The 12,630-nt window shown below is 67.1% G+C and carries 15 protein-coding genes; 5 read left to right on the top strand and 10 right to left on the bottom strand.

Annotated elements, in window-relative coordinates:
* The first annotated feature begins 72 nt into the window (after window positions 1–72).
* Window positions 73–813, top strand: coding sequence for an SDR family oxidoreductase (locus tag ACE3TA_RS11510; RefSeq protein WP_374573731.1), 741 nt, complete (start codon window positions 73–75; stop codon window positions 811–813).
* A gap of 310 nt (window positions 814–1,123) precedes the next feature.
* Window positions 1,124–2,425, top strand: coding sequence for a hypothetical protein (locus tag ACE3TA_RS11505; protein WP_374573729.1), 1,302 nt, complete (start codon window positions 1,124–1,126; stop codon window positions 2,423–2,425).
* A gap of 124 nt (window positions 2,426–2,549) precedes the next feature.
* Here the strand turns inward: ACE3TA_RS11505 and ACE3TA_RS11500 are convergent, their stop codons facing one another.
* From ACE3TA_RS11500 to sdhC, 6 genes are read right to left on the bottom strand one after another with little or no spacing between them, the layout of a single operon-like run.
* Window positions 2,550–2,870, bottom strand: a complete 321-nt coding sequence (locus ACE3TA_RS11500; protein WP_374573727.1) for a 2Fe-2S iron-sulfur cluster-binding protein — start codon at window positions 2,868–2,870, stop codon at window positions 2,550–2,552.
* A 19-nt stretch (window positions 2,871–2,889) separates the two neighbouring features.
* On the bottom strand, window positions 2,890–4,119 hold the full coding sequence (locus ACE3TA_RS11495; protein WP_374573725.1) for an NAD(P)/FAD-dependent oxidoreductase: 1,230 nt from the start codon (window positions 4,117–4,119) through the stop codon (window positions 2,890–2,892).
* Window positions 4,120–4,179: 60 nt separating this feature from the next.
* Window positions 4,180–4,962, bottom strand: coding sequence for a succinate dehydrogenase iron-sulfur subunit (locus tag ACE3TA_RS11490; RefSeq protein WP_374573723.1), 783 nt, complete (start codon window positions 4,960–4,962; stop codon window positions 4,180–4,182).
* Window positions 4,963–5,017: 55 nt separating this feature from the next.
* A complete protein-coding gene (gene sdhA, locus ACE3TA_RS11485; RefSeq protein ID WP_374573721.1) occupies window positions 5,018–6,805 on the bottom strand; it encodes a succinate dehydrogenase flavoprotein subunit in 1,788 nt (595 codons plus the stop codon).
* Window positions 6,806–6,813: 8 nt separating this feature from the next.
* Entirely contained in the window at window positions 6,814–7,203 is a 390-nt protein-coding gene (gene sdhD, locus ACE3TA_RS11480; protein ID WP_374573719.1) for a succinate dehydrogenase, hydrophobic membrane anchor protein, read from the bottom strand.
* A complete protein-coding gene (sdhC, locus tag ACE3TA_RS11475) occupies window positions 7,203–7,610 on the bottom strand; it encodes a succinate dehydrogenase, cytochrome b556 subunit (RefSeq protein WP_374573717.1) in 408 nt (135 codons plus the stop codon). Before sdhC ends, sdhD begins: the two co-directional genes overlap by 1 nt.
* A gap of 444 nt (window positions 7,611–8,054) precedes the next feature.
* On the opposite strand from sdhC, the gene ACE3TA_RS11470 reads away from it, so the two are divergent.
* On the top strand, window positions 8,055–8,939 hold the full coding sequence (locus ACE3TA_RS11470; RefSeq protein WP_374573715.1) for a LysR substrate-binding domain-containing protein: 885 nt from the start codon (window positions 8,055–8,057) through the stop codon (window positions 8,937–8,939).
* A 12-nt stretch (window positions 8,940–8,951) separates the two neighbouring features.
* Here ACE3TA_RS11470 and ACE3TA_RS11465 read toward each other — a convergent pair whose 3' ends face one another.
* Window positions 8,952–9,293, bottom strand: coding sequence for a hypothetical protein (locus tag ACE3TA_RS11465; protein ID WP_374573713.1), 342 nt, complete (start codon window positions 9,291–9,293; stop codon window positions 8,952–8,954).
* 324 nt (window positions 9,294–9,617) lie between these two features.
* Window positions 9,618–10,028 carry a hypothetical protein gene (locus ACE3TA_RS11460; protein ID WP_374573711.1) on the bottom strand — a complete coding sequence of 137 codons (411 nt, stop codon included), beginning with the start codon at window positions 10,026–10,028 and terminating at the stop codon, window positions 9,618–9,620.
* A 220-nt stretch (window positions 10,029–10,248) separates the two neighbouring features.
* Here ACE3TA_RS11460 and ACE3TA_RS11455 point away from each other — a divergent pair, with 220 nt between their 5' ends.
* Complete coding sequence (locus tag ACE3TA_RS11455; RefSeq protein ID WP_374573709.1) at window positions 10,249–11,157, top strand: hypothetical protein; 909 nt, start codon at window positions 10,249–10,251, stop codon at window positions 11,155–11,157.
* Window positions 11,158–11,207: 50 nt separating this feature from the next.
* Here the strand turns inward: ACE3TA_RS11455 and ACE3TA_RS11450 are convergent, their stop codons facing one another.
* A complete protein-coding gene (locus tag ACE3TA_RS11450) occupies window positions 11,208–11,510 on the bottom strand; it encodes a hypothetical protein (protein ID WP_374573707.1) in 303 nt (100 codons plus the stop codon).
* Window positions 11,511–11,760: 250 nt separating this feature from the next.
* Here ACE3TA_RS11450 and ACE3TA_RS11445 point away from each other — a divergent pair, with 250 nt between their 5' ends.
* Window positions 11,761–11,973, top strand: coding sequence for an alkylphosphonate utilization protein (locus tag ACE3TA_RS11445; RefSeq protein ID WP_374574804.1), 213 nt, complete (start codon window positions 11,761–11,763; stop codon window positions 11,971–11,973).
* Window positions 11,974–12,051: 78 nt separating this feature from the next.
* Here ACE3TA_RS11445 and ACE3TA_RS11440 read toward each other — a convergent pair whose 3' ends face one another.
* On the bottom strand, window positions 12,052–12,414 hold the full coding sequence (locus tag ACE3TA_RS11440) for a BA14K family protein (protein ID WP_374573705.1): 363 nt from the start codon (window positions 12,412–12,414) through the stop codon (window positions 12,052–12,054).
* Window positions 12,415–12,630: the final 216 nt, after the last annotated feature.

The following is a 12,630-nucleotide window of genomic DNA, read 5'->3' as shown; positions in this document are numbered from 1 at the left end:
TTGACTGATTGATCCGTAACGGGCTAAGGCGCGGCCAATTTCGGACTGATCGGTCAAGAACGAGGCTTTGCGATGAACGACGAACGCGAATTGAACGGCAAGGTCGCCCTGGTGCTGGGCGGCTCGCGCGGGATCGGGGCTGGCGTCGTCCGCCGCCTCGCCGCCGACGGCGCCAGGCTGGCCTTCACCTACGCCGCCTCGGCCGAGAGCGCCGAGGCCCTCGCCGCCGAGGTCGTGCGGGACGGCGGCGCGGCGATCGCCATCCGCGCCGACAGCGGCGAGCCCGCGCAGATCGAGGCCGCCGTCGCGCGCACCCTCGCCGAGTTCGGCCGCCTCGACATCCTCGCGGTCAATGCCGGCATCCTGCAGCTGGCGACCATCGACACCTATGCGCTGGACGACTTCGACCGGATGGTCGCTGTCAACGTCCGCGGGGTGTTCGTGGCCCTGCGCTACGCCGCCCCGCACCTGCCCGCGGGCGGCCGGATCATCACCATCGGCAGCAACGTCGCCGAGCGCGTCGGCTTTCCGGGGGCGGGCGTCTACGCCATGACCAAGGCGGCCGTCGCCGCCCTGGTCAGGGGCGCGGCGATCGACCTCGCCCCCCGCGGCGTCACCGTCAACAACATCCAGCCCGGCCCCACCGCCACCGACATGACCGCCGACCACGCCGGCATGGTGCTCCCGCTCGTCCCCTTGGGCCGCATGGGCGAGCCGCGCGAGATCGCCGGCCTCGTCAGCTACCTGGCGCGCGAGGAAGCCGGCTTCGTCACCGGCGCCAGCCTGACGATCGACGGCGGCTATTCGGCGTGAGGCGCGAAGGGATGGAAGCGCTCAGGCCCTGCAGGCCAGCCCACTAGCGCAGCGCCGTCGCCGGAACGCGCCTCGGCCCAGGGCGCTTCGGGAATCTTGATCCGCACCCGCCAGAGTTTGAGCGATTGTTCAACGGCGCCGGTCTGGAAGACGTCTCCAGACGGGGCAGCGGCCGCGCTTATGACGAGCATATTGACAGCAAACCCCCTTTGGTTGAATTTCAAAGAACGGCGTTCTCAAATCGCTGACGCCATAGAATATGGGGGGCTTTGTGCCGAACGGATTTGGCCGAGCCATCGGCTTGCGAGCGATGACTGCGATCATGGCGCTGGCCGCGGCGGCGACCTTGTGCGGTTGCGCGACGACGGGGCCGGTGGCCATTCGGCCGGATCAATCATTGAAGGGCGTCGCCGACCTGCTCAACGACACGCCGCCCGGCGGGTCTCTCAACATCCTCGTGGCGCACGGGATGCGGGCGGACGAAGACCAGGATCAGGCCGACGTCAGGGGCCACCTCGCCCAGAAGCTTCACCTGACGTTGCAGGGCGCACCCCGACAGGTCCTTCTGCTTGAGAAGGAAAGGCCGTCAGTGCGTATCGACGGAAATGAGGTCTGGAAGACCGACGCCGATTGGGGGCGCGACCTTCCGTACGTCGACGTCGCGATCTACGACGCGCCTGGCGGCAAGCACGTCGCGTTTTACAGTTTCAACTATTGGCGACCGCTCGCGCGAATAAAATGCCGCGAACTCATCGCCTATGATGCGCACCTGATCGGGCCGTCCGACCGCTCCCGATGGTGCCGCGACTTCATGCACGAGCCCATGCCGGGCAAAGCAGAGGCGACGACGCCGCTCGTCGGAAACAAATGGCTGAAGTCCGAAATCATGGACTGGGGCTTCGGCGACGCCACAATCGTGATGTCGAAGTTCGAGGCCGTCATCCGAACGGCGGCGCGAGACGCCATGGCTGTGGAGATCAGCGATGTCTCCCGGAGGGTGGCTGCACTGCATCCCGACCGTGCGCGAGGCCGGCCGAGCATCGAGGCGCTGGATGAGCCTGACCAGCGGTTTGCCGTCATCACCGAAAGCCTGGGAGGCTTCGTCCTGCTCGATGCGCTTGCAGCCCCCGCTTCGGCGGACGAGCTGGCGACGCCAGCGCCGACGGACACGGCCGATCAGACGCGTGACCTGCGCCTCACCGCTGCGGAGAACATCCTCTGTCGGACGCAGCAGTTCCACATGCTGGCCAACCAGATCACACTGCTGCGCCTGTCGCAGATGCAGGTCGGCCTTGGCGGAGCTGAGATGAAGAGCTGTCTGACATCGCAGGTGAGGCCTCTTTCCAAGCCCTCCATCGAAGTCGTGGCCTACCACGATCCGAATGATCAGCTGACGTTCTACAATGCGAGCCCGGCGACAGAAATGCTCCTAGGGGTCCCCACGATCAATGTGGTGGCTCCGTTCACGCGGATCTGGCTGTGGTTTCTGGTGGCCGATCCGGCCATGGCCCACGATGGCCAGAAGAGGAACGGCAGGATCATGGACATGGTGGCGATGGGGAGTCGCCAGGCCCGCTGGAGCGACGGCCCTGCTGCATCTCCGCGCAATTGAAGCACGGATTCCGCCGGCGAATTGACGCCCCGTCCCCAAACGCAAAACGGCCGGCCCTTCCGAGCCGACCGCTGCAAACCCTTATCCGACCTCGGCTCCGGCCCAGCCGGAACCGCGCCGGCGCTTAGTGCTGGCTTTCCGGCATGCGCACGACCAGGCCGTCCAGGGCGTCGCTCACCTTGATCTGGCAGGACAGGCGGCTGTTGTCCTCGACGCCCTCGGCGAAGTCGAGCATCGACTCCTCCATGGCCGACTTCTCGCCGGTCTTCTCCAGCCAGGCCGGGTCCACATAGACGTGGCAGGTGGCGCAGGCGCAGGCGCCGCCGCAGTCGGCGTCGATGCCCGGGATGTTGTTCTTCACCGCGCCTTCCATCACCGACAGCCCGGTCTTGACGTCGACCACGTGCTCGGCGCCGTTGTGTTCGATGTAGGTGATCTTGGCCATTTCTTCCCTTTTCGCGCGCCTATAGCGCGACCTCTTTCATGGAAACGGTTGTGTCCGCAAGCTTCTCACGCGAAACGGGCTTGCGGTTTCCGATGAGCTGGCGGCCCATCATGAACTCGGGCGGCGAGTTGATCGCCTCGACCGCCTGCACCTGGTCGCCCTTCAGATGGAACACGGCGAACTTGGCGCTCTTGGGGTCGCCGCGCAGCACCAGGCTGTCCACGTCGAAGGGATAGCCGGCGATCTGCAGCTTGATGTCGTACTGGTCCGACCACTGCCAGGGCGTCTCGCCCGCCGGCGCGGGGCGGCCGGTGATGGCGCTGGCGGCCTGCTTGGCCTGTTCCAGGGCGTTGGGCACGCTTTCCATGCGGAACATGCGGCCGTAGATCGGCATCGGCCGGTGGGCCACGTCGCCGATGGCGAAGATCGCCGGATCGGAGGTGCGCGCCTCCAGGTTCACCACCACGCCGCGGGCGCATTCCAGCCCGGCCTCGGAAGCGATCTCGTCGTTGGGCCGCGCGCCCACGCCGACCAGGGCCGCGTCGCAGGCGATCACGCGCCCGTCGGCCAGGGCCACGCCCGTGACATGGCCGCCCTCGCCCTTGAAACCGGTCACCTCCGCGCCGAGCTCGAAGGTGACGCCGTGCTTCTCGTGATAGTCCTTGAAGAAGGTCGACAGGGCCTCGCAGGCCACGCGGGCCAGCAGGCGCGGCTCGCGCTCGATCACCACCGCCTCGGCGCCCAGGGCGCGGGCGCTGGCCGCCGCCTCCAGACCGATGTAGCCGCCGCCCACCACCGCCAGCCGCTTGCCCGGGCCGAGCGCGGCCTTCAGCTTCTCGGCGTCCTCGGCGGTGCGCAGGAAGAGCACGCCGGCAAGATCCTTGCCCTCGATCGGCAGCACGATCGGCCGCGCGCCGGTGGCGATGATCAGGATGTCGTAGGAAACGGCCTCGCCGTTGGAGAGGGCCACGGTCTTCTTGCCGCGGTCGATGGAGACGGCCCGCACGCCGGAGCGGAAGTCGATGTTGTTCTCGGCGTAGAATTCCACCGGCTTGAGCGCCAGGGAGTCGGCGTCGGCCTCGCCCTTCAGCCAGGCCTTGGAAAGCGGCGGCCGCTGGTAGGGGGCGATCGGCTCTTCGCCGACCAGGGTGATCGGCCCCTCGTGACCGTATTGGCGCAGCAGAGCGGCCGCGGTGCCGCCCGCATGGCCGGCGCCCAGGATCACCACATGTGCGGTCACGTCGTTCATCCCTCCCCGATGCCCAAAAGTGACGCTGGCGTCAACTTGTTGACGCCTATTTTTTTGGGATCAGACGAGACGATCCGCCAGCATCTTCTTCACCTCGGCGATGGCTTTGGCGGGGTTGAGCCCCTTGGGACACACCTGAGCGCAGTTCATGATCGTGTGGCAACGGTAGAGCTTGAAGGGATCCTCCAGCTCGTCCAGCCGCTCGCCGGTGGCCTCGTCGCGGCTGTCGATCAGCCAGCGATAGGCGTGCAGCAGGGCCGCCGGGCCCAGGTAGCGGTCGCCGTTCCACCAGTAGCTCGGGCACGAGGTGGTGCAGCACGCGCACAGGATGCACTCGTAGAGCCCGTCCAGCTTCTCGCGGTCCTCGGGGCTCTGGATCCACTCGCGCTGCGGTTCCGGCGTCTCGGTGTGCAGCCACGGCTCGATCGAGGCGTACTGGGCGTAGAACAGCGTCAGGTCCGGGATCAGGTCCTTGACCACCGGCATCGACGGCAAGGGGCTGATCTGCACCTCGCGGGCCGGCTCGTCGGCGTGGCCGTGGGTGCAGGCCAGGGTGTTGCGCCCGCCGATGTTCATCGCGCAGGAGCCGCACACGCCTTCGCGGCACGAGCGGCGGAACGCCAGGGTCGAGTCCATGGTGTTCTTGATGTGGATCAGCACGTCCAGGACCATCGGCCCGCAGGCGTCCACGTCCACGTCGTAGGTGTCCCAGCGCGGGTTCTCGGTCCCTTCCGGATCGTAGCGGTAGATGCGGAAGGTCTTAACGTTCTTGGCCCCCGCCGGCGCCGGGTGGTGACGGCCCTTGGTGACGCGGGAGTTCTTCGGCAGCGAAAGCTGGACCATCAGGCGCGATCCTCGATGGAGACGGTCGGACGTTGGGCTTGGGCGGACGCGGACATCAGTAGACCCGGGCCTTCGGCGGGATGTAGGCGATGTCGTTGGTCATGGTGAAGCTGTGCACCGGACGGTCGTCCAGCTTCACCTTGCCGCTGGCGTCGTCGAACCAGGCCAGGGTGTGCTTCATCCAGTTGGCGTCGTCGCGGTCCGGATAGTCCTCGCGGGCGTGGGCGCCGCGGCTCTCGGTGCGGTTCAGCGCCCCGTTCACCGTCACCGTCGCCTGGCCGATCAGGTTGTCCAGCTCCAGCGTCTCCATCAGGTCGGTGTTCCACACCAGCCCGCGGTCGGTGACGCCCAGGTCCGCGCGCTTGTCGTGCACGGCGGCCAGCCGCTTGACGCCGCTTTCCAGCGCCTCCTGGGTGCGGAAGACGGCGGCGTCCTCCTGCATGGCGCGCTGCATCTCAAGGCGCAGCTTGGCCGTGGGCGTGCCGCCCGAGGCGTTGCGCAGCTTGTCGAAGCGGGCCATGTGCGTCTCGGTCATCGCCGGCTTCAGCTCCGGCTGGGTGGCCCCGGCCTTGACCGTGTCGGCCGCGCGCAGGGCCGCCGAGCGGCCGAACACGACCAGGTCGATCAGCGAGTTGGAGCCCAGGCGGTTGGCGCCGTGCACGGAGACGCACGCGGCCTCGCCCACGGCCATCAGGCCCGGCACCACCTTGTCCGGGTCCTTGCCCTCGCGGGTGACCACTTCGGAGTAGAAGTTCGTCGGGATGCCGCCCATGTTGTAGTGCACGGTCGGCAGCACCGGGATCGGCTCCTTGGTCACGTCGACCCCGGCGAAGATCCGCGCGCTCTCGGAGATGCCCGGCAGGCGCTGGTGCAGGATCTTCGGGTCCAGGTGGTCCAGGTGCAGGAAGATGTGGTCCTTGTTCGGGCCCACGCCGCGGCCTTCGCGGATTTCCATGGTCATGGCGCGGCTGACCATGTCGCGCGGCGCCAGGTCCTTCACGCTCGGCGCATAGCGCTCCATGAAGCGCTCGCCCGCGGAGTTGGTCAGGTAGCCGCCCTCGCCCCGCGCGCCCTCGGTGATCAGGCAGCCGGCGCCGTAGATGCCGGTCGGGTGGAACTGCACGAACTCCATGTCCTGCAGCGGCAGGCCGGCGCGCAGCACCATGGCGTTGCCGTCGCCGGTGCAGGTGTGGGCGCTGGTGGCCGAGAAGTAGGCCCGCCCGTAGCCGCCGGTCGCCAGGATCACGAGCTGCGCCTGGAAGCGGTGCATGGTCCCGTCGTCGAGCTTCCAGGCGGTCACGCCCCGGCAGGCGCCCTCGTCCATGATCAGGTCGAGGGCGAAGTACTCGATGAAGAACTCGGTGTCGTGCGCCAGGCTCTGCCCGTACATGGTGTGCAGCATGGCGTGGCCGGTGCGGTCGGCCGCCGCGCAGGTGCGCTGGATCGGCGCCTCGCCGTAGTTGCGGGTCATGCCGCCGAAGGCGCGCTGGTAGATCTTGCCCTCGGGCGTGCGGCTGAACGGCACGCCCCAGTGCTCCAGCTCGTAGACCGCGGCCGGCGCGTTGCGGCACAGGTATTCGATGGCGTCCTGGTCGCCCAGCCAGTCCGACCCCTTGACGGTGTCGTACATGTGCCAGCGCCAGTCGTCCTCGCCCATGTTGCCCAGGCTCGCCGAGATGCCGCCCTGGGCGGCCACGGTGTGCGAGCGGGTCGGGAAGACCTTGGTGATGCAGGCGGTCTTCAGCCCGGCCTGGGCGCAGCCCAGCGCCGCGCGCAGGCCCGAGCCGCCCGCGCCGACGACCACCACGTCGAACTTGTGATCGGTGAATTCGTACGTCGCCATGGGACTTCTCAAGCGCCTCCCAGCGCGACCTTGAGGATGGAGAAGATCGCCAGCGCGCCCGCCAGCGTGCAGACGAAGAGGTTCAGGATCAGCACCGCCGCCCGCGTCGACGGCTTGGACAGGTAATCCTCGATCACCACCCGCGCGCCGGAATGCATGTGCCAGAAGCCGACGGCGATCAGCAGCACCAGCAGCGTCGGGTTCAGCGGGTTGGAGGAGAGCCAGCCCACCGCCCCGTCATAGTCGGTCCCGGCCAGGCCCAGGGCGGCGAACACCGCCCACAGCACCAGCGGGACCAGGGCGATGGCGCTGACCCGCTCGGCGATCCAGTGGGCCGCGCCGTGGCGCGCCGCGCCCAGGCCGCGGGCCCGCGAAAGGGGCGTGCGATAGCTGGTCATCAGGCCGCTCCCGTCATGAAGGCGATGGCCCACACCGCCAGGGTGGCCACGATGGTGAAGGCGAAGGTGAACACCGCCGAGGCGTTGGCGCTCTTGATGTCCAGGCCCTTGCCCGCGTCCCAGGTCAGGTGCCGGATGCCGTTGGCCAGGTGGTAGAACACCCCGAGCGTCAGCAGGAACAGCACCAGCTTGCCCAGCGGCGAGCCGAGGCAGGCCTTGAACAGGCCGTAGGCGTCCGGCCCGGCGGCCAGGCTGATCGCCCATCCGGCCAGGATCAGCGCGCCGGCGTAGAGCCCCATGCCGCTCACCCGGTGCAGGATCGAGGTGGCCATGGTGATGTGCCAGCGCCAGACCTGTACGTGCGGCGATAGCGGGCGGGCCCGGAGGCGGGCGGGTGCGTCGGTCATCTCGGCTTTCCGAAAGGCGGCGGACAAGGCTTTAGGCGGGTCCGCTTTTAAGCCCGGCCCCCAGGCTGTCAACGAAGGCGCGCGGCTGCCGCTACGTGAACCAAAACCGCCCGCACTTCGCCCACGGCGAACGATTATCCGCCGCAAAGCCCATGACAATGCACAAATGCGGTATGCTCCCTTCGTGAAACACGAAGGAAGACCAGCCCAGCTCCCCTCTCCCCCACGCCGATTGCGCGCGAGCCGGCGGCGTCCAGATCCTCCCCTCTTGGGGGAGGGGGACCCCGAAGGGGTGGAGGGGGACTTTGACGGCGGCCGAAGAGGCGAAGGCTATAGTCCCCCTCAGTCGGCTTCGCCGACAGCTCCCCCAGCGGGGGAGCATCTGGAGGCGGCGCCGGAAGGCGGCCCCTTGCACCTGCCGACAAGGATGATGAAAGCCGCCCCATGCGCTTCGACCTGACCGATCTTCGCCTGTTCGTGGAGGTGGTGGAGGCCGGCTCCATCACCCATGGGGCCGAGCGCGCGCGGCTGGCGCTGGGGGCGGCCTCGGCGCGCATCCGGGCGATGGAGGAGGAGATCGGCTCGGCCCTGCTCGTCCGCTCGCGCGCCGGCGCGGTCCCCACCGCCGCCGGCCGCACCCTGGTCAAGCACGCCCGCGCCATGCTGGAGATGAACGCGCGCCTGCGCGAGGACCTGGACGCCTACACCAAGGGCGTCTCCGGCGAGGTGCGCATCCTGGCCAACACCAACGCCTCCACCGAGTTCCTGCCCGAGGCCCTGGCCGCCTTCCTGGCCGAACACCCCAACGTGCGCATCGACCTGGAGGAGCGGCTCTCCGACGAGATCGTCGGCCTGATCGCCGAGGGCGCGGCCGACGTCGGCATCGTCGCCGGCACGGTGCAGATGGGCGCGCTGGAGACCTACCCCTTCCGCTCCGACCGCTTCGTGGTCGTCGCGCCGCTGCATCACGCCCTGGCCGGCCGGCCGACCGTCGATTTCGCCGAGGTGCTGGACTACGAGTTCGTCGGCCTGGACCGCGCCAGCGCCCTGCAGCGGTTCCTGTCGGACAAGGCCGCGCGCCTGGGCCGCTCGCTGCTGCTGCGCGTGCAGCTCCGCTCGTTCGACGCGGTCTGCCGCCTCGTCCAGGCCGGCGTCGGCGTGGGCGTCGTCCCTCACACCACCGCCGAGCGGGTCGCCGGCCCCATGGGCCTGTCCGTCGTCGAGCTCAACGACGACTGGGCCGTGCGCGACCTGACCCTGTGTGTGCGCAACCTCGACGCCCTGCGCCCCTACGCGCAGGACCTGGTGCGCAGCCTCAGAAGGGCGTGAGCCCGCGCGGCCTCAGTGACGCTCGTACGGGCCGGCCGGCGGGGGACCGGACGGGTGGCCGCGCATGCCCGCCGCCGGCGCGCGTCCCTGGATCGGCTTGAAGCCGGGCCCGGCGTCGCGCCGGAAATGATGGCCGTCGTCGCGGTGGTAGCGGTTGGTCTGCGGGCTCCAGTAGTAGAAGTACCCGCGCGGCCCCCAATAGCCGCCGTTGAAGGCGCCGTAGTAGCCGTCGTAATAGCCGCCATAGGCGACGCCCGCGTAGGGCCGCGGCGGCCCATAGGCCCCATCGGTCGCGCAACCGGAAAGGGCGAGCGCCCCGCCCGCCGCCAAGGCCGCCAACAGTGCATGTCTCATCGCATCACCTCCGCGCCCCCGTGCGTTTGGGTAGACGCACGAGGCGAGGGTGGCGTTGACTTGGCTCAAGGGACGGGAGCTTCACCATGGCTTCTCACACCACAGCCGAAAGCGCGCCGACACCACGCATCTGTCCGCCATCTGGCTCGACGACTATGGGCTTTATGTAACCCTACCCCGTGCGCGGCGAAGCTCGCGGCGCTCAGCCCTGTACGCAGGAATTGGTGCGGAAGCCTAAGTAGGACGTGAGGAGCGCTAGTCTGCTCCTCACGCAGCCCGGCTGCCTAGCCAATTGCCACAACAGCTCCGAGGCGCACACCGCGCCTAGGGTTTTTCAGTGTATAATTTTAAAAGAATAGCGCTAATACTATTTATCGTCGACTCAAGTTGCTCACCTTTTTCGCGAATTTGAGCCAACTGCGATTTAATCTCGTTGAGATCATCCAAAGCAACTTCAGATAAGCGAGCACCCACTGGCTTTCCCGGCATCGCATCCGCAGCCGCGCGTTCTAGCGCCAAGCTCACGAAGGAGTTGAGCCGCATTCCGCTCCGTTTAGCCGCCTCCCGCGTCACTTCGACAGTAGCGGGCGGCAGCCCTTTAATCGTCCACTGGCGACTTTCCCTGTCACAGTCGACACCAGCGTCACGTGGGTCGCATGCTGTACTGTCGCCAGCGGCCACTGGGCCTGCATGCGGAGATTGAGCGGTCGCCTCCCAAACCGCGTCCGTGTCCATAGGTAACCCTCCTTGTGCCACGAGGGGTGAATTACGGAGTAACCGTCGAGGACCCCCCAAGTTCCGACGGCACACCGATATACTGCGCTGCGAACCTTTCCAAATACTTTTTGGGGTACCTGCAGCCAACGCCTCGGCGCAAATTGGACCCCTTGACGGGTACCTCGACTCGTCGGATAGGTGGGCGCTGGGGGAGGGCGTCGGATACGAGGGGGATATTATGACGGACGAAGACTTGGCGCTTGCCGAGGTCGCGCGAGCCGGAGCCGAGATTCGCACCTACCTGGGCCGCATGGCGATCCGCGAACAGCTCGCCTACCCATTGATGGCCATCTGCACGTTGTTGGATCGAGTTAGACTCTGCGTCACGAAAGAAAAAGGGGATAACGCCTTCATATTGAACGAGCAGGAAGGCACAATTGCTTTTCGCGCACGCACGATAAAACGCATATTACAGGAGTCCGATCGACTAGCTGGCGAATTTGGATACGAACCCGGGTACGATAGACTTCGCCTTATGCAAATGTCGATAAATTTGTTTATTGTACACGAACTTCTACATATTAGCCAAAATTTCCCACATTTCGCGAGCGTTGAGCATATAAAGAATGGATTGCCCGTGTACGGCCTTCCAATTCTTGATATAGCTGCCGACACCCTTTCAGCTTGGGCCTGCGCAAACGTCGAAATGGGCGTGATGGAGTCGGACGATCAGACGACGCTTCTCAGGTGGTACTCAAACGCGCTTATACTGGCGTACGTTATTGGCTCGTTCGTGTTCTCTATAGAGAACAGCCCCCCGAAGAAGCAACGGGCCCTTAGCTTAGTGATAAGCGCCTTGCTCGTCCAGGCTTTAACGGAGGGCACGCTACTTCGGGACGCCCTATATGAAGGGTGGACCGAACTCTCTCCAATTCTCATACTGAACTTTGATCAAACGAATGTCTTCAACGCCATTGTGATCGACAGAACTCCCGGCATGCTACTGAGAAGCTATCAAGAGATACCGGGGAACGAGCTAGACCTATTTTGGAATAGCGCGGGCAAGTCGCCCCTATTTGACACGATGGAATTTGGAGCAAGAATTCTGGTGTCTGTTGGCGCTGTAAAAGGCGCAAAAGCGACCTGATTGAACTCCAACGATGGATGTGGACTTAGGGCGATCAGCCGTCAAGCACACTAACGTCCTGCCGTTGCTGTCGCGCCCACAGCCCCCACCCACATCTCGCCCTCGCGCCCCGCCCGCGCGTCGCCTGAGGTCCAAAGGTCCACGACCTGAAGTCCCGCCCCGTCGAACAGGGCGGAAAGGCCCTCTTCGGTCATGTCGGTGAACAGCCGCCCGCCCTTTTCCCGCTCGGTCTCGCCGCGCTTGAAGGAGGCGAACATCGCCCCGCCGGGCTTCAGCGCCCACCTTATCCTTCTCCCCTTGCGGGAGAAGGTGGCCTGCGCATGCAGGTCGGATGAGGGGTCTCTCAGACCCATCCGCCTCCGCCCGACATCGCGCTTTCGAGGCGGAGGTCGTCTTCGACCCCTCACCCGACCCCACATCCGTGGGGCCACCCTCTCCCGCAAGGGGAGAGGGGTGACAAAGGCGCCCCCAACGTCCCATAAGGCCCGCCACGCAACACCAAGGGGCCCGGCCATGAGCGACGAGGACTACGTCTACGACGAGGAGACCGGCGAGTGGATCAGCGCGGCCGAGGCGAAGGCCAAGGCCGAGGCGGCGTCTCGCGTGGAAGTCCGTGACAGCGCCGGCAATCTCCTGGCCGACGGCGACAAGGTGACCCTGATCAAGGATCTGGAGGTCAAGGGCGCGGGCCAGACGCTGAAGCGCGGCACGGTGATCAAGTCGATCCGCCTGACCGGCGATCCGCAGGAGATCGACTGCCGGCACGACACCATCAAGGGCCTCGTCCTGCGCGCCGAGTTCGTCAAGAAGGCCTGAGGCCCCCGGCCCGCTGGGCCGAAGACTCGGGGGCCGGCGCATGAGGCGGCGGCCATCCCCGCCGCCGCCCCGCCCGCCTCAGCGGGTGCAGCGCCGGGCGACGCCCGGACGGATCATGAAGGTGTCGGTGCGCGGGTTGTAGCTCTTGTAGCGCAGCTGGCAGGCGCGCACGTGGCGATGCCAGTCGGCGGGCTTGGCGAAGGTCTTCGGCGGGGCCGGCGGCTTGGCGCCCCAGCTCGTCTCCCAGCGGCCGTAGCGCTCGGTCTCGCCCTTGCCCGGCGCGGCCTGCGCCGCCGGCTTGCCGGGCGCCTCCTGCTTGCCGGTTTGCGGCTTGGCCGTCTCGGCCTTGGGCTGGTCCTGGCGGGGCGCCTGGGCGAACGCGGCGGCGGACGGGAGGGCGAGGCCGGCGGCGGCCAGGCCGATCAGGGCGAAACGGCGCATAGGGTGACAGTCTCCTTCTAGGTCTTTCATCGCCGGCCACCCTGACGGCCCACTGGGGCCGTCGTGCGACCGCAAGCCGACGCCATGTAACGCCGCCGCCACATCCCCCCCCGCCGCCCGCGCGCCGGCCAAGATGCTCCCCCTCTGGGGGAGCTGTCCCGCAGGGACTGAGGGGGACTTCGACTCCTGGCCCCGCCTTGCAGGGGGGCGGGCCGC

The organism is Phenylobacterium sp., assembly GCF_041916435.1.
Taxonomy (GTDB): domain Bacteria; phylum Pseudomonadota; class Alphaproteobacteria; order Caulobacterales; family Caulobacteraceae; genus Phenylobacterium.
This window is presented reverse-complemented; position numbering and strand designations above follow the sequence as displayed.

Bases quoted from the DNA above. Each gene is read 5' to 3' on its own strand.
- ACE3TA_RS11510 (WP_374573731.1), top strand. From the start codon at position 73: ATGAACGACGAACGCGAATTGAACGGCAAGGTCGCCCTGGTGCTGGGC.
- ACE3TA_RS11505 (WP_374573729.1), top strand. From the start codon at position 1,124: ATGACTGCGATCATGGCGCTGGCCGCGGCGGCGACCTTGTGCGGTTGC.
- ACE3TA_RS11500 (WP_374573727.1), bottom strand. From the start codon at position 2,870: ATGGCCAAGATCACCTACATCGAACACAACGGCGCCGAGCACGTGGTC.
- ACE3TA_RS11495 (WP_374573725.1), bottom strand. From the start codon at position 4,119: ATGAACGACGTGACCGCACATGTGGTGATCCTGGGCGCCGGCCATGCG.
- ACE3TA_RS11490 (WP_374573723.1), bottom strand. From the start codon at position 4,962: ATGGTCCAGCTTTCGCTGCCGAAGAACTCCCGCGTCACCAAGGGCCGT.
- sdhA (WP_374573721.1), bottom strand. From the start codon at position 6,805: ATGGCGACGTACGAATTCACCGATCACAAGTTCGACGTGGTGGTCGTC.
- sdhD (WP_374573719.1), bottom strand. From the start codon at position 7,203: ATGACCAGCTATCGCACGCCCCTTTCGCGGGCCCGCGGCCTGGGCGCG.
- sdhC (WP_374573717.1), bottom strand. From the start codon at position 7,610: ATGACCGACGCACCCGCCCGCCTCCGGGCCCGCCCGCTATCGCCGCAC.
- ACE3TA_RS11470 (WP_374573715.1), top strand. From the start codon at position 8,055: ATGCGCTTCGACCTGACCGATCTTCGCCTGTTCGTGGAGGTGGTGGAG.
- ACE3TA_RS11465 (WP_374573713.1), bottom strand. From the start codon at position 9,293: ATGAGACATGCACTGTTGGCGGCCTTGGCGGCGGGCGGGGCGCTCGCC.
- ACE3TA_RS11460 (WP_374573711.1), bottom strand. From the start codon at position 10,028: ATGGACACGGACGCGGTTTGGGAGGCGACCGCTCAATCTCCGCATGCA.
- ACE3TA_RS11455 (WP_374573709.1), top strand. From the start codon at position 10,249: ATGACGGACGAAGACTTGGCGCTTGCCGAGGTCGCGCGAGCCGGAGCC.
- ACE3TA_RS11450 (WP_374573707.1), bottom strand. From the start codon at position 11,510: ATGGGTCTGAGAGACCCCTCATCCGACCTGCATGCGCAGGCCACCTTC.
- ACE3TA_RS11440 (WP_374573705.1), bottom strand. From the start codon at position 12,414: ATGCGCCGTTTCGCCCTGATCGGCCTGGCCGCCGCCGGCCTCGCCCTC.